Source organism: Planomonospora sp. ID82291 (assembly GCF_015711645.1).
In the GTDB taxonomy this organism is placed as follows: domain Bacteria; phylum Actinomycetota; class Actinomycetes; order Streptosporangiales; family Streptosporangiaceae; genus Planomonospora.
On the sequence record NZ_JABTEX010000002.1, the window covers coordinates 1,479,951 to 1,498,667 of the forward strand.

Genomic DNA, 18,717 nt, shown 5'->3' on the forward strand with positions numbered 1-18,717 from the left:
GCTCCTCGACAGGCGGAGGATCGAGGAGATGATGATGAGAGACAGGACACGGGGCGGGTCCGGCGGGCGCCGACTGCTGCTGAAGGGCTCCCTGCTGGCCGTCGGCGCGCTGGTGGTGTTCGGCGTCGTGCTCAGCGGCTGCTCCCGGGTGAGCACCCAGCCCGACGAGATCGTCCTGCACTACGCGGGCGGGACCTTCGAGGCGATCAAGTTCGAGCGGTGCATCCCCCCCTCCAGCGGCGCCACCCTGCTCGGTCCCGGCGACACGGCCTACTCCTACCCGTTCGGCCAGCGGACCTTCGACTTCTCCGGGGCCGAGGACGCCGAGTCCCAGCCGCTCTCGGTGGTCAGCAAGGACAACGTGGAGATGAAGGTCGCGGGAGTGGCCACCTTCACTCTCAACACCGACTGCACGACCCTGCAGCGGTTCCACGAGAAGATCGGCCTGAAGTTCCGCGCCTACTTCGAGGAGGGGGAGTCGTCCGACGGCTGGCGGCGGATGCTCGGCATCTACATGCGGGTGCCGCTGGACCGGGCGCTGGACGCCGCCTCGCAGGAGTTCGAGTGGCGGGGCCTGTTCAACGACCCGAAGGTCAAGCAGCAGTGGGAGGCCCGGGTCGGGCAGCTCGCCCGGGAGTTCATCAAGGAGGCGGCGGGCGCGGGCTACTTCTGCGGCCAGAACTACGCCGGCACCGGTGAGTGCGGCGACATCTCGCTCACCATCCAGAAGCCCGAGCCGCCGGACAACCTGGTCGCCGCGCTCTCGGCGGAGCAGGCCGCCAAGGCGGAGAACGCCGCGCAGGCCCAGCGCAACGCCAAGGTCCGCACCGAGATCGAGTCCATCAAGGACCTGGTCAAGGTCCTCGGGCCGGACGGCGCCGTGCTCTGGCAGGCCATCCAGAAGGGCCAGGTCACCGTGGTACCGGTCCCGCAGGGCAGCGACCTGAACCTCACCCCGTCGGCCGGGAACCGCTGAGGGGGCGCCGCCCCGGGAGGGCCCGCGGATGACGCGTCACCCGCGGGCCCTCCCGCCCGTCCCGGCCTCCGTCCCCGCAGGGCCGCCGGAGGGCGGCGCTACAGAGGGCCGCCGAGTTCGGCGCCGAAGTCGCCCGCGATCCGCCGCAGGCCCTCGGCGAGCTCCTCCCGGTCGAGGATCTCGATGCGCTCGGCCGGACCGGAGACCGACATCGCGGCGACCGTCCGGGAGCCGTCGTGCACCCCCACCGCCAGGCAGTGCACGCCCAGCTCCTCCTCGCCCAGGTCCATCGCGTACCCCCGGGCGCGGACCCGCTCCAGCTCGGCGAGCATGCCGGGCAGGTCGGTGATCGTGTTCGCGGTCCGCCGGGGCATGCCGGTCCGCTCGACGAGCGCGGCCACCTCGGCGGCCGGCCGGTCGGCCAGCAGCACCTTGCCCACCGCCGTGCTGTGCGGCAGCACCCGCCGCCCCACCTCGGCGAACATCCGCAGCCGCCGGGGGGAGGGCACCTGCGCGACGTAGACGATGAAGTCGCCCTCCAGCACCGCCAGGTTCGCCGTCTCACCGGACAGCGCGACCATCTTCTCCAGGTACGGCTGCGCCCAGGCGCCGACCATGCGCTCGGCCACCCCGCCGAGCCGTACCAGCGCCCCGCCCAGCGCGTAGCGCCGGTCGGACTCCTGCCGCACGTACCCCCGGGCCAGCAGCGTGCGCAGCAGCCGGTGGACGGTCCCGTACGGCAGGCCGGTCGCGGCGGACAGCTCGGAGATCCCGGCCTCCCCGCCCCTCCCGGCGAGCGCCTCCAGCAGGTCCAGCGCCCGGTCGACGGACTGCACCGTGCCCATGGCGCCGCCCGTTCCGTTCGCGCGGCCGGCGCCGTGCCCGTCGGTCCGCTCGCTCACGTCATCATCTCCTCCGCGGGCCGTGAGCCCGCCGGTCTCACCGGTTCGCCCGCTCACCCGACCTCCCGCAGGGCCCGCAGGGAGGCGTCCAGGACCTGGGCGGTGTGGGCCACCGGGATCGGGGCCGCGCCGGTGCGGCGGATCGCCGCGGTGATCTGCAGGGTGCAGCCGGGGTTGGCCGAGACCAGCAGGTCGGCGCCGGTGGCGAGCACCCGCTCGGCCGTGCGGTCGCCGAGCTCGCGGGCGGCCTCGGGCCGGAGGATGTTGTAGGTCCCGGCGGAGCCGCAGCAGAGCGCCGGCTCGGCGATCTCCCTCAGCTCCAGGCCGGGCACGGCGGCCAGCAGCTCGCGCGGCTGGGACCGGATGCCCTGGGCGTGGGCCAGGTGGCAGGCGTCGTGGTAGGCCACCGTCAGCGGGAGCGGGTGCCGCGGGGCGACCGGCCCCAGCTCGACGAGGTACTCGGCCAGGTCCGCGGTCCTGATCGCGGCGGCCCGGTCGGCCCACGCGCCGTCGAGGAGGCCGGCGTACTCCTTCATGGTCGAGCCGCACCCGGCCGCGTTGACGACGACCGTGTCCACGCCCGCCCGCTCGAAGGCGGCGACGATGCGCCGGGCGAACCTCGCGGCCTCCTCCGGTCGGCCGGAGTGCAGCGACAGGGCGCCGCAGCAGCCCTGGGAGGGCGGGATCACCACCTCGCAGCCCTCCATCGCCAGCACTCGGGCCGTGGCCGCGTTGACCTGCGGGAAGAACTCCCCCTGCACGCATCCGGTGAGCAGGCCGACCGTGGCCCGGCGCCTGCCGACCGCCCGGACGCGGCGCGGCGGCCGCCGGTGCCGTACCGGGTCGGGGGCGAGCTCGGCCAGCGCGGCCAGGGACGGGCTGACCCGCTCCAGCGCCGGTGCGATCCGCCGCCGCAGGTCGGCGCCCAGCCGCAGCGGCAGCCGCAGGGCCCGCAGCCGCCGGGGACGGGGGAGGAGCCGGAAGACCAGCTCCCGCACCGCCCGGTCGACGGGCGCGCGGACGTGCTCGCGCTCCACCACGGCCCGGGTCTGCTCGATCAGCCGGTCGTAGCGCACCCCGGACGGGCAGGCCGTCACGCACGCCATGCAGCCCAGGCAGGCGTCGAAGTGCCCGGCCATCGCGCCGGTCACCGGGGTGCCCGCCACGTGCTGGCCCATCAGGTGGATCCGGCCGCGGGGCGAGTCCATCTCCTCGCCCCACAGGACGTAGGTGGGGCAGGCCGGCAGGCAGAACCCGCAGTGCACGCAGTCGCCGATCAGCCCGGGGTCGATGCCGGAGCCGATGCCGGAGCTCGCGCCGGGATCCGTGCCGGAATCCACGTCACAGGCCTTCCGCCAGCCGGCCGGGGGACATCCTCCGGCCGGGGTCGAACCGTTCCTTGACCCGCCGCATCAGCGGGAGCGCCCCCACCGGGCCCCAGGGATCCACCCGCCGGGCGAGCTCCCGCGGCGCGGCGAGCACGGTCAGCCTGCCGCCGAGCGGGCGGACGTCGTCGCGCACCCCGGACACGAACGCCGCGAACTCCGGCCCGCCGGTCCGCGCGGGCAGCGCGACGTGCAGGACCGCCGAGGCCAGCGACCCCCGGACCCGGGCGGGCAGCCCCCGCGCGGCGACCGCCCGCAGCGCGCGGTCGGCGGACGCGGGCGGGACGCGCAGCTCCAGCAGCACCTCATCCGGGGCCCCGCCGCCCGGTATCGCCCCCCACCATGAGGGCGCCTCCCCGGTGACCTCCCCCGGTCCGTGCCCGCCGGTCAGGTCCTGTACGGCCCGCGCCCGCCCGTCCGCCGCGGGCCCCTCGAACAGCGCGCAGACCGTGACCGCCCCGGAGGGCGCGGACCAGTCGAGTTCGACCGCGCTCGGTTCGGTCTGCGAGGCGGCGAGCGCGGTCGCGAGCGCGGCCGGGCCGACCACGCCGGCCGGATCCGCCCAGGACTCCGGGCCGGGGAGGCGGACGGTGGTCCAGCAGCGGGCCGGGGCGGCCGGGTGGAGGCGGAAGGCGGCCTCGGTGATGATCCCGAGCGTGCCGTACGAACCGGTGAAGAGCTTGCCGAGGTCGTAGCCGGCGACGTTCTTGACGACCTTCCCGCCGGACCGGGCGACCGTGCCGTCCGCGAGCACGACCGTGATCCCGATCAGCAGGTCGCGGGCGGTGCCGTAGCGGAGCCTGCGCGGTCCGGCGGCGGCCGTGGCGAGCACGCCTCCGACGGTGCGGCCGCCGGAGGGGACGTCGAGGGCGAGCTCCTGGCCGGCGGCGGCGAGGACCCCGGCCAGGTCCTCCACGGCCGTGCCCGCCTGCACCCGCACGACGAGGTCCCCGGAGGCGTGCTCCAGGATCCGGTTCAGGCGGCGGGTGCCGACCAGCAGGTCGCAGCGCTCCGGTGGGCGTCCCCAGTGCAGCCGGGTGCCGCCGCCGGTGGGGACGGCGGCCAGGTCGAGGGAGGCGCAGACGCGCATCAGCGCCGCGACCTGCTCGGTGTCGCCCGGCAGGGCCACCCAGCGGGGCGACACCCCGGCGACCGCGTCACCGGGACCGGCGTCCCGGATCTCGGCGCCGGTCCCGCGCAGCGCCTCCAGCGCCGCCGGCGCATCCGCGGCCCCCGGCGCACCGGCCCCGCGGGGACCGCCTCCGTGCGGCGCGCCCATCAGAACTGCTCCGCCCGGCCGGACTCCACCAGCGGGTGGGCCCCCCTGCGGACGCCCGGCACCTCGCCGCACAGGCGCGGGGTCGGGAAGACCTTGCCCGGGTTGGACAGGCCACGGGGGTCGAAGGCGCAGCGGAGCAGTTGCATGGTGTCCAGATCGTCGTCGGTGAACATTCTCGGCATATATCGTGCCTTGTCCACGCCGACCCCGTGCTCCCCGGTGATGGATCCGCCGTGCTCGACGCACAGGTCGAGGATCCTGCCCGAGACGGTCTCGGCCCGCTCGGCCGCGCCGGGCTCGCGGTCGTCGAAGAGCACCAGCGGGTGCAGGTTGCCGTCTCCGGCGTGGAAGACGTTGGCCACCCGGATGCCGTGCTCGGCCGAGAGCCGGTCGATGTCCGCCAGGACGCCGGGCAGCGCGGTGCGGGGGACCACGCCGTCCTGCACGATGTAGGCGGGGCTGATCCGGCCGACCGCGGCGAAGGCGGACCTGCGGCCCTTCCAGATCGCGTCCCGCTCCGCGGGACCGGCGGCGGTCCGCAGTTCGAACGCGCCGCTCTCGCGGCAGATCCGCTCCGCCTCGGCGGACCGCAGCGCCGTCTCGGCGGCCGGCCCGTCCAGCTCCACGATGAGGACCGCGCCCGCGCCGGCCGGGTAGGCGCAGTCCACGGCCGCCTCGGCGGCCTCGATCGCCAGCGCGTCCATCATCTCGATCGCCGCCGGGACGATGCCGCCGCCGATGATCGCCGAGACGGCCCGCCCGCCCTGCTCGATGCTCTCGAACGCCGCCAGCAGCGTGGTCACGGCCTCCGGCGCGCGCAGCAGCCGTACGGTGACCCTGGTGGTGATCCCGAGCGTGCCCTCCGAGCCGACGAACGCGCCCAGCAGGTCGTATCCGGGGTCGTCGGCGTCCAGTGTGACGACGTCGCCGTCCGGAGTGACGATCTCCAGGGCCAGCACGTGGTTGACCGTGAAGCCGTACTTCAGGCAGTGGGCGCCGCCGGAGTTCTCCGCCACGTTCCCGCCGATCGTGCAGACCTGCCGGCTGGAGGGGTCGGGCGCGTAGTAGCGGCCGTGCGCGCGGACCGCCTCGGTGATCTCCAGGTTGGTCACCCCCGGCTCGACCACGGCCCGCCGGTTGGGCAGGTCGACCTCCAGGACGCGGCGCATCCTGGAGGTGACGACCAGCACGCCGTCGGTCCGCGGCAGCGCGCCGCCGGACAGGCCGGTTCCCGCGCCCCGCGCCACGAACGGCACGCCGTACTCGTTGCAGATCCGCACGACGGCGGCGGTCTGCCCGGTGGTCTCCGGGAGCACGACGATCCCGGGGACGGCCCGGTGGTGGGTCAGCCCGTCGCACTCGTAGGTGCGCAGCCGCACCGGATCGGTGATCACCGCCCCCGGCGGCAGGACCGCCGCCAGCCGCCGGGCGGCCCTGTCGAGTACGGGGCCGGGCGCGGGCGTCGCGCCTGTCGTGTCCGTCATCGCGGCTCCTCCGGCGGTCGGGGGACCGGGGCCGGACCCTCCCCGGGCGGGGAGGGCCCGGCCGCCGGGTCCCTCGTGTCAGGGCATGCGGGCATAGGCGGGCAGGGTGAGGAACTCGGCGAAGTCGTCGTCGAGGGCGACCTCCTTGAACAACGCGGTGGCCTGGGCGTAGAGGGCCTCGTCGTAGCCGGGCTCGGCCTCGATCTTGGCGAGCTCCTCGTCGATGATCCGCTCGACGAGCTCCTTGGTGACCACGGCCCCGGTGTCGGCGAGCTCGATGCCGTTGTGGATCCACTGCCAGATCTGGGAGCGGGAGATCTCGGCGGTGGCGGCGTCCTCCATCAGGTTGTGGATGGCCACCGCGCCCAGGCCGCCCATCCAGGCGGCGAGGTAGCGCAGCGCCACGTCCACGTTGTTGCGCAGGCCGGCCTCGGTGATGTCGCCCGGGGTCTCGGAGACCGCGAGCAGGTCGGCGGCGGAGACGGAGACGTCCTCGCGGAGCCGGGCGAGCTGGTGGGGCTCGTCGCCGAGCACGCCGTCGAAGATCTCGCGGCAGATCGGGACCAGATCGGGGTGGGCGACCCAGGAGCCGTCGAAGCCGTCGCCGGACTCGCGGGTCTTGTCGGCGGTGACCTTCTCCAGGGCGACCCGGTTGACCTCGGGGTCGCGGCGGGAGGGGATGAAGGCGGCCATGCCGCCGATGGCGTGCGCGCCGCGCTTGTGGCAGGTGCGGACCAGCAGCTCGGTGTAGGCGCGCATGAACGGCGCGGTCATGGTCACCGCGTTCCGCTCGGGCAGCAGGAACTCCCGGCCCCGGGTCCGGAACTTCTTGATGACGCTGAACAGGTAGTCCCAGCGGCCCGCGTTGAGCCCGGCCGAGTGGTCGCGGAGCTCGTAGAGGATCTCCTCCATCTCGAACGCGGCCGGGTAGGTCTCGATCAGCACCGTCGCGCGGATCGTGCCCTGCGGGACGCCGAGCAGCTCCTGCGCCCGGACGAAGACGTCGTTCCAGAGGCGGGCCTCCAGGTGCGACTCCATCTTCGGCAGGTAGAAGTAGGGGCCCTTGCCCTTGGCGAGCTGCCGCTCGGCGCAGTGGAAGAAGTAGAGGCCGAAGTCGACGAGCGAACCGGAGAACGGGGCGCCGTCGCAGGTGAGGTGCTTCTCCTCCAGGTGCCAGCCGCGCGGCCGGACCACGATGGTGGCCAGCTCCTCGTCGTGCTTGAGCGCGTAGCGCTTGCCGCCGGTCTCGAAGTCGATGGTCCGGTCCAGCGCGTCGCGCAGGTTGAGCTGGCCGTTGACGGTGTTCTCCCAGGTGGGGGCGTTGGCGTCCTCGAAGTCGGCCAGCCAGACCTTGGCGCCGGAGTTCAGCGCGTTGATCGTCATCTTCCGGTCGACCGGGCCGGTGATCTCCACTCGGCGGTCCACCAGGCCGGGCGCGGGCGGGGCGACCTTCCACTCGGACTCGCGCACGTGCTTCGTCTCGGGAAGGAAGTCGAGGGTGCCTCCGGCCGACAGCTCCTCCTGCCGCGCCCGGCGGGCGGCCAGCAGGTCCAGGCGCCGGGCGCCGAACTCGCGCTGGAGGGCGGCGACGAAGGCCAGCGCCTCCGGCGTGAGGATCTGGTCGAACCGGTCCAGCAGGGGGCCGGTGATCTCAACGCCGTCCATGGGCTTCCTTTCCGTATGATGGAAAATAGCTTCTGAATTGTGGAATAGACGCTACTGGACGGTCACTTAGGGGTCAAAGGCCGGGGTCCTCTCAGGGCGCCCTCCGGGGTCTCCCGGATGGGATCACGCGGGCGGCCGGGCCATAGTCGGATCAGTTCCCCCGGCGGCGGGGAGCGGAACCGGTCGTGAAAGGGGAGGCGGAACGCCTCCCGGAAGTCGAGGATCAGTCTCATGAAGAAGAACATTCCGGTCGCGGGGGCGCTCCTGGGGACGGTGCTCGTGCTCTCCGCATGCGGGATCGCCACGCAGCAGACCGCCGTCTCCTACGACGTGACCGACGAGGTGCTGGTCCTCTCCGTGGACGCGCAGGCCGGGGACATCGTGGTCAACGAGTCCGCCCGGAGCGGGATCAGGGTCACCGAGACCCTCCACTGGAACAACGACAAGCCCAAGACCGAGCACTCCGTCGACGGCGGCACCCTCACGCTGAAGTACGACTGTCCGTCCGGGTTCGGCGTGGTGAGCTGCAGCGTCGACTACAAGGTCGAGATCCCCAAGGGGCTGCGGGTCCAGATCGAGACCGGCGCGGGCGACATCACGCTGCGCTCCCTGACCGGCGAGGTCGAGGCGGGCAGCGGAGCGGGGGACATCGAGGCCAGCGGCCTGGCGGGCAAGGCGTTCGTCGCCGACACGGGGGCCGGCGACATCGAGGCGGGGTTCACCGCCGCACCCGACCGGGTCGACGTGGAGACCGGCGCGGGCGACGCCACGGTACGGCTGCCGAAGGGCCCCTACCGGGTGGACGTCAGCAGCGGCGCCGGGGACGAGACGGTCAAGGTCGACAAGGACCCGTCCGCGGCCCGCACCGTGAAGGTGTCGAGCGGCGCCGGAGACGCGAAGGTGCTGCCGGCCTGAACCCCGGCCGGCCCTCCGGTTCCGCCCGGCCGGCCCTCCGTCCGCCCGGCCCTCCGGTTCCGCCCGGCCGGCCCTCCGTCCGAGCGGGCGGCGGGGATAACCAGGTGAGGTCCGGCCGTTCGCGTGGCACCATCGGCGGGAAGACATCCGAGGCGTCCGGGCGTTGTCATAGGTGTCACGCCATGGGCGTCGCAGGACGACGCACACGGAGAACCGAGCATCCGAACAGGAGCAACGACATAGACACTCGTGAGTCGCTGGACTTTGACCAGTTCGACGATCTGCCCGAGATCGGTGAGATGGACCTGGCCGAGCGCCAGGCGCTGCGCCGGGTGGCAGGCCTCTCCACCGAGCTCGAGGACGTCACCGAGGTCGAATACCGTCAGCTGCGGCTCGAGAGGGTCGTCCTGGTCGGTGTCTGGACCTCGGGTACGGTGACCGACGCCGAGAACTCCCTCCTGGAGCTCAAGCTCCTCGCCGAGACGGCGGGCTCGGAGGTGCTGGAAGGTGTGATCCAGCGCCGCCAGAAGCCCGACACGGCGACCTACATCGGCTCCGGCAAGGCGCAGGAGCTGGCGGACATCGTGGCGGCCACCGGCGCCGACACCGTGGTCTGCGACGGTGAGCTGAGCCCCGGCCAGCTGCGGCAGCTGGAGGAGGTCGTCAAGGTCAAGGTCATCGACCGGACCATGCTGATCCTCGACATCTTCGCCCAGCACGCCAAGAGCAGGGAGGGCAAGGCCCAGGTCGAGCTCGCCCAGCTCAACTACCTCCTGCCGCGCCTGCGCGGCTGGGGCGGCAACCTGTCGCGCCAGGTCGGCGGCCGGGCCGCGGGCGGCGTCGGCATCGGCGGCCGCGGTCCCGGTGAGACCAAGATCGAGCTGGACCGCCGCCGCATCCGCGAGCGGATGGCCAAGCTCCGCCGCCAGATCGGCGAGATGACCACCGCGCGGGAGACCAAGCGCGCGCGCCGGGTGCAGCGCGAGGTCCCGGCCGTGGCCATCGCCGGTTACACCAACGCGGGCAAGTCCTCGCTGCTGAACCGGCTGACCGGTGCGGGCGTCCTGGTGGAGAACGCGCTCTTCGCCACCCTCGACCCGACCGTCCGCAGGGCGTACACCCCCGAGGGGCGGCTGTTCACGCTGGCCGACACCGTCGGATTCGTCCGGCACCTGCCGCACCAGCTGGTCGAGGCCTTCCGCTCCACGCTGGAGGAGGTCGGCGACGCCGACCTGATCCTGCACGTGGTCGACGGTTCGCACCCCGACCCGGAGTCGCAGCTCGCCGCCGTGCGGGAGGTCTTCTCCGAGATCGAGGGCGCGGGGGACATCCCGGAGATCGTGGTCGTCAACAAGGCCGACGCCGCCGACCCGGTGGTGCTGGCCCGGCTGACCGCGCGGGAGAAGCACACCGTCGTCGTCTCGGCCCGCACCGGCGCCGGGATCGACGAGCTGAGGGCCGTGATCGAGCGCGAACTGCCGCGCTTCGACCAGGAGGTCCGCATGCTCGTGCCGTACCAGCGCGGCGACCTGGTCTCCCGGGTCCACCAGGAGGGCGAGGTCATCGACGTCGAGCACACCGAGGAGGGCACGATCCTGCACGCCAGGGTCCTGCCGGGTCTGTTCGCCGAGCTGGAGAGGACCGCCAAGCCGGTCGAGACCGTCTGAGGCGGGCGTGTGCGGCGCGGCCGCGCATGACCGGGAACCGGCGCGGGAGCCGGGCGGGGGGCCGGAGACCGGTCCCCGGTCCGGCTCCCGCGGCGTTTCGGCGGCGTGTGGCCCGTTCTGCGAGGCTAGAAGGATTTCCGCTCCGAGGGCAACGGCACCTCTTGTCTCGCCTTGGCGAGTTGAGAAGAACTGTCATTCCAAAAACCTCATATATAGCCATGAATCGGACACTGGCCGGTCAAGGTTGAGATTGCTACCATGGGGCAAACCTAACGAGATGTTAGGGCGCAGGTCTGTTTGTCGCCCGGTGTTACAGGTGGGGAACAAGTGATCTGAACTGCGGAAACAGGCTCCCTCTCGGCCGCGGGCCCGCGTCGGCGGACCGGTGGCGGTCACGGCGGGTCGGCGTTCTTCCCCATTAGCCTGTACAGCGGGCCAAGCTGTGAAATAACGTAACTGAACCGAAACCGCCGGATCATGGCTCCGGCGCTACTGTCGCCGCACACCCATGAGCGGATGAGAGCAGGAGACCCCCCAATGTCGTCCGGACACGGAGCGGACCCGGCGGGCACCACGCCCGGCACCGGCCGGGCCCCCTTGTCGTCTCCGGAGGAGCCCCCCGCTCCGGTGCCCTTCCCTGCGCACAAGGCGGTGATGCGATGACGGTCCGCCTGCTGACCAACATCGGCCGGCTCTGGACCGGCAACGACGTCTGCAGCAACGCCGCGATCCTCGTGCACAACGACCGCATCGCCTGGGTCGGCCGTGCCGCGGACCTGCCGCAGAGCGTCCCCGGAGTGGTGGACGACATCGTCGACGTCGACCACGTCGAGAACCTGGGCGGCGCGCTCGTCACGCCCGGCCTGATCGACGCCCACACCCATCCCGTCTACGCGGGCAACCGCTACGCGGAGATGGCCATGCGCTCGGGCGGCTCCACCCCGTCCGCGATCACCGCCGCCGGCGGCGGCATCGGCTCCACCGTCACGGTCACCCGCGGGACCGACCCGTGGACCCTGTGCAACGGCGTCCGCGAGCGCCTGCGCGAGTGGCTGCTCAGCGGCACCACCACGGTCGAGGCGAAGACCGGCTACCACCTCACCCGCGACGGCGAGCTCGCCGACGTGCGGCTCCTGCGCGAGCTGGAGAAGGAGCCGATGATGCCGCGCGTGCACGTCACGTTCCTGGCCGCGCACGTCGTCCCGCCGGAGTACTTCGGGCGCCAGCGCGACTACGTCGAGGCCGTGGGCGCCTGGTGCGCCGACGCCGCCGCGGCCGGCGCCGACAGCGTGGACGTCTACTGCGACGAAGGCCACTTCACCACCGACGAGGCCCGCTGGGTGCTCGCCTCGGGGCGCAACGTCGGCCTGCTCCCCCGGGTCCACGCCGGCGCCTACAGCCGCCGCGGCGCGGTCCAGCTCGCCGCCGAACTCGGGTGCGCCTCGGCGGACCTGCTCCACCACACCTCCGACGAGGACATCGCGATCCTGTCCCGCTACGGCGTCCCCGCCGTGCTCTGCCCCGGCACCGCGCTCCAGCGGGGCAGCCTGCCGCCCGTGCGCCGGATGCTGGCCCAGGGCGTCACGGTGGCCCTGGGCAGCGACCACAACCCCGGCCACTGCGGCATCACCTCGATGTCCCTGGTCGTCAGCCTCGCGGTGGCGGCCTTCGGCATGAGCGTGGGCGACGCCCTGCGCGCCGCGACCCTGGGCGGCGCCACCGTCCTCGGAGCCCCCGACCGGGGCGTCCTGGCCCCCGGCCGCCTGGCGGACATCGTCCAGTGGGACGCGGACCACGAGGGCGCCTTCGCCTGGGCCTTCGGGCTCAAGCCCCGGCGGGTCTGGCGCGGCGGCACCCCCGTCCAGTGACACCCGGTGCGGACCCCGCGGTCCGGAACGCCGGCCCGCGGGGCGGCGTTCCGGTACGGCGCACCGCCCGCTCCCTCCCCGATCATGTGATCTCCTGCGGATAACCTCTGGACATGCCAGCATCGGTCGCCGTCGTCACCGACTCCACCGCGTGCCTCCCCGCGGCGGAGGCCGCCGCGCTGGGGATCGTCGTGGTCCCGCTCCAGGTGATCGTCGGAGGCCGGGCCTTCGATGACGCGATGCGGGTGGACGGCACGGGGCCGGGCGGCGCAGGCACGGCCGACACGGACGCCGCGATGGCGGGCGGCGCGGTGGCCGACACGGCCGGGGCGGCCGGAGGCGGAACGCGCAGGGGCGAGACGGCCAGGGGCGAGACGGCCAGGGGCGAGACGGCCAGGGGCGAGACGGTCCGGATCGGAGCAGGGAGGGCGTTCTGGACGCGGGCTCAGGTCACGACCTCCCGGCCCGCGCCCCGGCGTTTCACGGAGGCCTACGCCGAGGCCGCCGCCGCCGGCGCCGAGGCCGTGGTCTCCGTCCACCTGTCCGGGAAGATGTCGGGCACCGCCGAGGCGGCCAGGGCCGGCGCCGCCGACTCCCCGATCCCGGTGGAGGTCGTCGACAGCGGATCCGTCGCGATGGGACTCGGCTTCCCCGTCCTCGCCGCGGCGGAGGCCGCCGCGCGGGGGGCGGCCCGTGCCGACGTGGCCGGAGCCGCCCGCCGCCGCATGGAGGGGACCCGCAGCTTCTTCTACCTCGACACCCTGGAGTACCTCCGCAGGGGAGGTCGTATCGGCACGGCGGCGACCATGCTCGGATCCGCTCTGATGATCAAACCGTTGCTCCACATCTCCGACGGAGTGATCGCCCCCCTGGAGAAGGTGCGGACGGCCGGTCGGGCCATCGCCCGTCTGGAGGATCTCGCGGTCCGGGCCGCCGCGGACGCCGGACCGGTCGAGGCGGCCGTCCAGCACGTCTCCTCCCGCTCCCGGGCCGAGATGCTGGCCGTACGGCTTGCCGAACGCCTGCCCGACCTCGTCAGGGTGGTCGTGGTCGAGGTCGGCGAGGTCCTCGGCGCCCACGCGGGACCGGGAATGCTGGGGGTGACGGTCTCACCGGTCGCCCCGTGACGCCCGTCCACAGGGATCCCGGGATCCGGCCGGTCGTCCACAGAATCGGATTCGGCCATCGGTCGCGCGAAGGCGGCGGCCTAGCGTTCCGCACGTGGGCACAGATCAGGACAGCGAGCGGTTCCGCGCGGCGTCGCGGCTGCGGACGCTGACGGCGTTCCGCGGCTCGGCCGCCCCCGGGCCGGCCGCGGGGCCCGGGGCGGACCCCGGTCCCGCGGGCCGCACCGGCGGCGGCACCGGTGACGCCGACGGCGTCATCTCCACCGGAACCGGCGTCGACGGCGGTTCCGGTGGTCGGGCGCGTTCCGCGCCGGTCCCCCCTTCCTTCGCCGCACTCCGGGCGGCCGTCGCCGCCCAGCGTCCCGCGGTCGATCCCGGCCGCCCGGGACTGAAAGCGCTGCTCCTGGTCGCCCTGGTGGCGGTCGTCGCCGGCGGCGTCTACGCCTGGCGGTCCCAACCGGAGCCGGAACCCCTCGCCCCGTCCGCGCCGGTGTCCGGTCCCGCCCTGCCGGAGGCCGCCGTTCCCCGGCCGATGCCCTCGGCGACCGCCGAGGTCACCGTCCACGTCACGGGGAAGGTCCGGCGTCCCGGTGTCGTCGCCCTGCCCGGCGGCTCGCGGGTCGCCGATGCGGTCAGGGCCGCCGGAGGCGCGCGCGCAGGGACCTCCTCGGGCTCCCTGAACCTCGCGCGCAAGCTCGTCGACGGGGAGCAGATCGTCGTCGGCGACCCGCGCCGGGGCGCGCCTGGAGCGGCCGTTCCCGTCCCCCCTGCCGATCCCGCCGCGATGATCCTCGACCTCAACACCGCCACACCGGAGCAACTGGAGGAGCTGCCGGGCGTCGGAGAGGTGCTCGCCCGCCGCATCGCCGAATACCGCGACGGCCGCGGCGGATTCCAGAGCGTCGAGCAGCTTCGGGAGGTCAGCGGCATCGGCGACAGGAAGTACGCCGAAATGAAAGACAAGGTCCGCGTATGACGGCGCCCGCTCTCTCCCTTCAGCTCGTGCCGCCCGCTCTGGTCTCGTGGGCGGTCGCGCTCGTCCTCCTGGGCTGCCCGGCACCGGTCGGCGCCGTGGTGGGCGCCGTCGCCGCGGTCGGCGCGCTGCTGGTCGCCGCGCCGGTCCGCCGCGCCGGTGTGCGCCCGCTCCGGGGAACACCCGGCCGTGCGCCCGCGGGCAGGAACGCGCTGATCGCGGTGCTCGGCTGTGCGGCGGCGACGGCCGCGACCGTGGCCTTCCGGGTCCACGCGGCCGACACGGGACCGGTGGCCGACCTGGTGCGGAAGGGGGGGTCGGCGACGGCGGAAGCGGTGCTGACGGACGACCCCCGGGAGATCCGGGGGCGGGCGCCGGCCTTCCGCGGGGAGAGCTTCGTCGTGCCCGCCAGGATCGAGGCGGTGACCACGGCCGCGGGCAGGACGCGGGTGCGGGCCGCGGTGGTGCTGCTCACCGCGGGGAAGGAGTGGCGGCCCCTGCTGCCGAGTCAGCGGATCGCGATCCGGGGGCGGTTCGGCCCGGCCGAGTCGGGAGAGCTGCTCGCCGCGGTGGTTCTCGTCCGTGACCCGCCGAAGGTGCTGAGCGGGCCGTCGGGGCTGCAGAACGCGGCGGGCGTGTTGCGGGCCGGTCTCCGAACCGCCGCCGACGTGCTTCCGCCGGACCGGCGCGGCCTGCTGCCGGGCCTGGTCGTCGGGGACGTGTCCCGGATGGACGAGGGGGTGAAGGCCGACTTCAAGGCGGCCGGGCTCAGCCACCTGACGGCGGTCAGCGGCGCGAACCTGGCGATCGTCGCCGGAGCCGCGGTGGCGCTGGCCCGGATGGCGGGCCTGCCGCTCGCCGCCAGAGCGCTGCTCGCCGTTCTGGCGATGCTGGCCTTCGCGGTCATCGCCCGGCCGTCGCCCAGCGTGCTCCGCGCGCTCCTCATGGGGTCCGTCGTCGCCTTGGCGCTCGGCACGGGCCGGTCCCGTGACGGCGTCGCGGCCCTGTCGGCGACCGTTCTCCTGCTGATCCTGTTCGACCCCGCGCTCGCCCGTTCGTACGGCTTCGCCCTGTCCGTGTGCGCCACCGGCGGCATCCTGGTGCTCGCTCCGCGCTGGCGTGACCGGATCCGCGCACGGATGCCCCGGATCCCCGGCTGGGCCGCCGAGGCGATCTCCGTACCCGCCGCCGCGCAGGCCGCCGTCACCCCCGTGCTCGTGCTCATGTCGGGGCAGCTCGCCCCCGTCGCGATCCCCGCCAACCTCCTCGCGGGCCCGGCCGTCGCTCCGGCGACCCTGCTCGGGTTCGCCGCGGCGCTGGTCGCGCCCGTGCTGATGCCGGTGGCCCGGACGCTGGTCCACCCGGCGGGGCTGGCGACCGGGTGGATCATCGCGGTGGCGGAGCGCGCGGCGGGCTTCCCGCTGGCGGTGGTGCCGTGGCCGGCCGGTCTCCCCGGACTGCTCCTGCTGGCCGCCGCCGCGCCGGCGGCCGTCCTGGTGCTGCGGCACCGGCGGACGCGGTGGATCGCCGCCGCCCTGGCGGCCGGAGCGCTGGCGGCGGTCGTCTCCGTGGGACCGGTGGTGGCCCGCTGGCCGCCGCGGGACTGGCTGCTGGTGGTCTGCGACGTCGGCCAGGGGGACGCGCTGCTGGTCGCCGCGGGAGGCGGCCGGGCGGTGGTCGTGGATGCGGGGCCGGATCCGGCGCAGGTGGACCGCTGCCTACGCGCCATGGGGGTCGAGGAGGTCCCGTTGATCATCCTGACCCACCCGCACGCCGACCACGTCGGCGGCCTGGACGGGGTGTTCCGCGGGCGCAGGGTGGGAGCCGTGCTGCTCGGCTCCGCAGCGCAGGGGAGCGAGAGTGCCGGGGCGCACGGTGACCTCGACCGCCGCAGGGTGACCCGGTGGACGGCCCGGCCGGGCATGCGCTGGCGTTTCGGGCCGTCCGAGCTCACGGTCGTCGGTCCGGCGGGAGACCCGCCGGGAGGAGGGGCCGCGCACGGCGGAGGGGAGGGGACGGAGGTCAACAACGCCAGCGTCGTGGTGCACGTGCGCTGGGCCGCCGGGACGGCGCTGCTCACCGGGGACATCGAGACCGAGGCCCAGGAGGATCTGCTCCGGCGGGGCCTCCCGTCCGCCGACATCATCAAGATCCCCCATCACGGGTCCGCCGGCCATCATCCGGCCTTCTTCGCGGCCTCCGGCGCCCGTGCGGCGCTGATCAGCGCCGGGGCGGACAACGGCTACGGCCACCCCGCCCCCGTGACCCTGGCTCGGCTGAACCGGCTCGGGGTGCGGACCTACCGGACCGACCTGTCGGGTGATCTGGCGGTGGTGCTCCGTGACGGAGGCCTGGCGGTCCTCCCCCGGGGGCGCTGATCCGCCCGCGCACGCCTCCCCGCCTCCTCCACGCGGTCCCTCCTGCTCCGAGGCCTGCTCGGAGGCCTGCTCCGGGGCCTGCTCCGAGGCCTGCTCTGGGGCGCGCGGGCCCCGCCCGGAGGTCGCTCCGGGACGTCCGGCCGGAAGGGAACCGGGGAGGGGCCGAGGGGCCGAGGGTGGGGAAGGGGAAGGGAACGGGGAAGGCCGGTGCCGCGCGTCGTGAGGGGAGGCCCTGGGGGGAGGTGCAGGACCTCCGCCGGGGACGGCGTCCGGAGAGGAGGCGCGGGGCCTCCCGGGGACGGCGTCCAGGGGACGGGTCTCGCTAGGCCGGTGTCCTGGCCGGACGGCGGAACTCGGTGTTCACGTCGGCGGCGTAGACCGAGCGCTTGCACCGCGCACAGCGGTACATGATGGGGCCCTCGTCGAGGACCGTTCCGCAGCGCGGGCAGGTGTGACGGCGAACGGTGGACGTCATCATGGTTTTCACCTCCTCTGTCCTCATCTGATAGTGCCCCGGAGCACCTGCGTTCCGATGGCGAATGGCTTGCTGATTGCGATTCGGTCGCCGTCACGTGGCATGCTGCTCGGCATGGCGGCAACCGATCCAGCACCCGTGACCCTGGTGACCGGCGACGAGGAACTGCTGGCCGACCGCGCGGTGGGCGAGGTGATAGCGGCGGTCCGGGCGGCGGACCCCGGCGCCGAGGTCGTCGATCTGGCGGGCGGGAAGGTGGAATCAGGCGAGGTGACCCGGTTGACCTCGCCGTCGCTGTTCGGTGACCGGTCCGTGGTGGTCATCCGCTCGGCGCAGGACCTGGCGAAGGACGTCGCCTCCGAGATCGTCTCCTATGCCGCGAACCCCGCTGACGACGCCGTGCTGGTCCTCGTCCATCCCGGGGGGGTGAAGGGCAAGGCCCTGGTCGACGGGGTGAAGAAGGCCGGAGCCCGGGTGGTCACCGTCAGCAGGCTGACCAAGCCCGCCGAACGGCTGGCCTTCGTCAAGGCCGAGCTGAAGCGCGCCGGGCGGACCGTCGGCGCAGACGCGGCCGGAGCCCTGCTCGACGCGGTCGGCAACGACCTGCGGGAGCTCGCGGCGGCCTGCAGCCAGCTCGCCTTCGACACCCCGGGCAAGGTCATCGACGAGGCCGCCGTGGCCCGGTACCACCGGGGCCGGGCCGAGGTCAGCGGGTTCACCGTGGCCGACTCCGCCATCGCGGGCAGGCTGGGCGACGCGCTCGAACAGGTGCGGTGGGCCCTGGCCACGGGGACGGCCCCGGTGCTGCTGGTGAGCGCGCTCGCCAGGGGCCTGCGCTCGCTGGCCAAGGTGGGCGGGGCCCCGCGCAACCTGCGGGGCGGGCAGCTCGCCGCCCACCTCGGCATGCCGCCCTGGCAGGTCGGCCGGGTCCAGGAGCAGCTGAACGGCTGGGGACCCGAGGGCATCGCGCGTGCGCTCCAGGCGGTGGCCGCAGCCGACGAGCAGGTCAAGGGCGGTGGCGCGGACCCGGCCTACGCGCTGGAGCGGGCCGTCCAGACCATCGTGGCGAGCCGCGACGGTCGCTGACGGCGCCGACCGGCCGTGATGCGCGACGCGGCCGGGCGTGGGAACGAGGATCCGATCGGAACGAGGGATCCGCAAGGCGCGGGGCCGCGGAGTGCGGGGCATGGAACGCCGAAGCGCCGCACCCCGGGGAGGGGCGCGGCGCTTCGGTGAAGAACCGGGACTACTTGGCGGCCGTCAGGGTGGCGGCGCGCTGGGCGATCGCCGACTTGCGGTTGGCGGCCTGGTTCTTGTGGATGACGCCCTTGCTGGCGGCCTTGTCCAGCTGGCGGGAGGCGGCGCGCTGGAGCGCGATGGCCTCGTCGACGTTGCCCTGCTCGGCGGCCTCGCGGAACTTGCGGATCGCCGTCTTGAGGGACGACTTGACAGCCTTGTTGCGCAGCCGGGCCTTCTCGTTCTGCCGGTTGCGCTTGATCTGGGACTTGATGTTCGCCACGAAGAAGCCTCGGTGATGTCGTCGGATGGGGCGCGCGGGCAGAGAGGGCGCGCCACACGCAATTGAACAAGCTACCAACTGCCCTGGCGGTCGCTCAAATCGAC

Annotated in this window: 15 protein-coding genes; 8 read left to right on the plus strand and 7 right to left on the minus strand. The window is 74.1% G+C overall.

The annotated features are described in order from the left end of the window. Positions 1 to 34: 34 nt before the first annotated feature. Positions 35 to 976: an SPFH domain-containing protein gene (locus tag HS045_RS17570; RefSeq protein ID WP_196452408.1), complete on the plus strand. Its 942-nt coding sequence runs from the start codon at positions 35 to 37 to the stop codon at positions 974 to 976. 98 nt (positions 977 to 1,074) lie between these two features. Here the strand turns inward: HS045_RS17570 and HS045_RS17575 are convergent, their stop codons facing one another. The 5 genes from HS045_RS17575 to aceB form a co-directional block, all read right to left on the minus strand. Further along, positions 1,075 to 1,878, minus strand: coding sequence for an IclR family transcriptional regulator (locus tag HS045_RS17575; protein ID WP_307827571.1), 804 nt, complete (start codon positions 1,876 to 1,878; stop codon positions 1,075 to 1,077). A gap of 53 nt (positions 1,879 to 1,931) precedes the next feature. Further along, positions 1,932 to 3,170, minus strand: coding sequence for a (Fe-S)-binding protein (locus HS045_RS17580; RefSeq protein ID WP_196452841.1), 1,239 nt, complete (start codon positions 3,168 to 3,170; stop codon positions 1,932 to 1,934). A 49-nt stretch (positions 3,171 to 3,219) separates the two neighbouring features. After that, on the minus strand, positions 3,220 to 4,542 hold the full coding sequence (locus HS045_RS17585) for an FAD-binding oxidoreductase (protein ID WP_196452409.1): 1,323 nt from the start codon (positions 4,540 to 4,542) through the stop codon (positions 3,220 to 3,222). Further along, positions 4,542 to 6,026: an FAD-linked oxidase C-terminal domain-containing protein gene (locus HS045_RS17590; RefSeq protein ID WP_196452410.1), complete on the minus strand. Its 1,485-nt coding sequence runs from the start codon at positions 6,024 to 6,026 to the stop codon at positions 4,542 to 4,544. Before HS045_RS17590 ends, HS045_RS17585 begins: the two co-directional genes overlap by 1 nt. A 78-nt stretch (positions 6,027 to 6,104) precedes the next feature. Further along, positions 6,105 to 7,691, minus strand: coding sequence for a malate synthase A (gene aceB, locus HS045_RS17595; RefSeq protein ID WP_196452411.1), 1,587 nt, complete (start codon positions 7,689 to 7,691; stop codon positions 6,105 to 6,107). 231 nt (positions 7,692 to 7,922) lie between these two features. On the opposite strand from aceB, the gene HS045_RS17600 reads away from it, so the two are divergent. From HS045_RS17600 to HS045_RS17630, 6 genes are all read left to right on the plus strand, one after another. Then, entirely contained in the window at positions 7,923 to 8,606 is a 684-nt protein-coding gene (locus HS045_RS17600; protein WP_196452412.1) for a DUF4097 family beta strand repeat-containing protein, read from the plus strand. A 299-nt stretch (positions 8,607 to 8,905) separates the two neighbouring features. Continuing rightward, the gene (hflX, locus tag HS045_RS17605; protein WP_230884080.1) at positions 8,906 to 10,273 is read left to right on the plus strand and encodes a GTPase HflX; all 1,368 of its coding nucleotides are present in this window, start codon (positions 8,906 to 8,908) and stop codon (positions 10,271 to 10,273) included. A 659-nt stretch (positions 10,274 to 10,932) separates the two neighbouring features. Continuing rightward, positions 10,933 to 12,141 (plus strand): imidazolonepropionase, encoded by a 1,209-nt coding sequence (gene hutI / locus HS045_RS17610; RefSeq protein ID WP_189234589.1) that lies wholly within the window; start codon positions 10,933 to 10,935, stop codon positions 12,139 to 12,141. A gap of 113 nt (positions 12,142 to 12,254) precedes the next feature. Beyond that, positions 12,255 to 13,268 carry a DegV family protein gene (locus HS045_RS17620; protein ID WP_230884081.1) on the plus strand — a complete coding sequence of 338 codons (1,014 nt, stop codon included), beginning with the start codon at positions 12,255 to 12,257 and terminating at the stop codon, positions 13,266 to 13,268. Between the two features lie 94 nt (positions 13,269 to 13,362). Beyond that, complete coding sequence (locus tag HS045_RS36190; protein ID WP_307827572.1) at positions 13,363 to 14,244, plus strand: ComEA family DNA-binding protein; 882 nt, start codon at positions 13,363 to 13,365, stop codon at positions 14,242 to 14,244. Further along, positions 14,241 to 16,619 carry a ComEC/Rec2 family competence protein gene (locus tag HS045_RS17630; RefSeq protein ID WP_196452414.1) on the plus strand — a complete coding sequence of 793 codons (2,379 nt, stop codon included), beginning with the start codon at positions 14,241 to 14,243 and terminating at the stop codon, positions 16,617 to 16,619. The genes HS045_RS36190 and HS045_RS17630 overlap by 4 nt, the downstream gene beginning before the upstream one ends. A gap of 322 nt (positions 16,620 to 16,941) precedes the next feature. Here HS045_RS17630 and HS045_RS17635 read toward each other — a convergent pair whose 3' ends face one another. Beyond that, entirely contained in the window at positions 16,942 to 17,094 is a 153-nt protein-coding gene (locus HS045_RS17635) for a hypothetical protein (protein WP_196452415.1), read from the minus strand. Positions 17,095 to 17,208: 114 nt separating this feature from the next. Here HS045_RS17635 and holA point away from each other — a divergent pair, with 114 nt between their 5' ends. Continuing rightward, complete coding sequence (holA, locus tag HS045_RS17640) at positions 17,209 to 18,180, plus strand: DNA polymerase III subunit delta (RefSeq protein ID WP_196452416.1); 972 nt, start codon at positions 17,209 to 17,211, stop codon at positions 18,178 to 18,180. Positions 18,181 to 18,340: 160 nt separating this feature from the next. On the opposite strand, the gene rpsT is transcribed toward holA, so the two are convergent. Continuing rightward, a complete protein-coding gene (gene rpsT / locus HS045_RS17645; RefSeq protein ID WP_068896890.1) occupies positions 18,341 to 18,613 on the minus strand; it encodes a 30S ribosomal protein S20 in 273 nt (90 codons plus the stop codon). Between the last annotated feature and the right edge of the window lie 104 nt (positions 18,614 to 18,717).

Bases quoted from the DNA above. Each gene is read 5' to 3' on its own strand.
- HS045_RS17590 (WP_196452410.1), bottom strand. From the start codon at position 6,026: ATGACGGACACGACAGGCGCGACGCCCGCGCCCGGCCCCGTACTCGAC.
- HS045_RS17635 (WP_196452415.1), bottom strand. From the start codon at position 17,094: ATGACGTCCACCGTTCGCCGTCACACCTGCCCGCGCTGCGGAACGGTC.
- hutI (WP_189234589.1), top strand. From the start codon at position 10,933: ATGACGGTCCGCCTGCTGACCAACATCGGCCGGCTCTGGACCGGCAAC.
- HS045_RS17570 (WP_196452408.1), top strand. From the start codon at position 35: ATGAGAGACAGGACACGGGGCGGGTCCGGCGGGCGCCGACTGCTGCTG.
- HS045_RS17585 (WP_196452409.1), bottom strand. From the start codon at position 4,542: ATGGGCGCGCCGCACGGAGGCGGTCCCCGCGGGGCCGGTGCGCCGGGG.
- HS045_RS17600 (WP_196452412.1), top strand. From the start codon at position 7,923: ATGAAGAAGAACATTCCGGTCGCGGGGGCGCTCCTGGGGACGGTGCTC.
- HS045_RS17620 (WP_230884081.1), top strand. From the start codon at position 12,255: ATGCCAGCATCGGTCGCCGTCGTCACCGACTCCACCGCGTGCCTCCCC.
- HS045_RS17630 (WP_196452414.1), top strand. From the start codon at position 14,241: ATGACGGCGCCCGCTCTCTCCCTTCAGCTCGTGCCGCCCGCTCTGGTC.
- holA (WP_196452416.1), top strand. From the start codon at position 17,209: ATGGCGGCAACCGATCCAGCACCCGTGACCCTGGTGACCGGCGACGAG.
- aceB (WP_196452411.1), bottom strand. From the start codon at position 7,691: ATGGACGGCGTTGAGATCACCGGCCCCCTGCTGGACCGGTTCGACCAG.
- hflX (WP_230884080.1), top strand. From the start codon at position 8,906: ATGGACCTGGCCGAGCGCCAGGCGCTGCGCCGGGTGGCAGGCCTCTCC.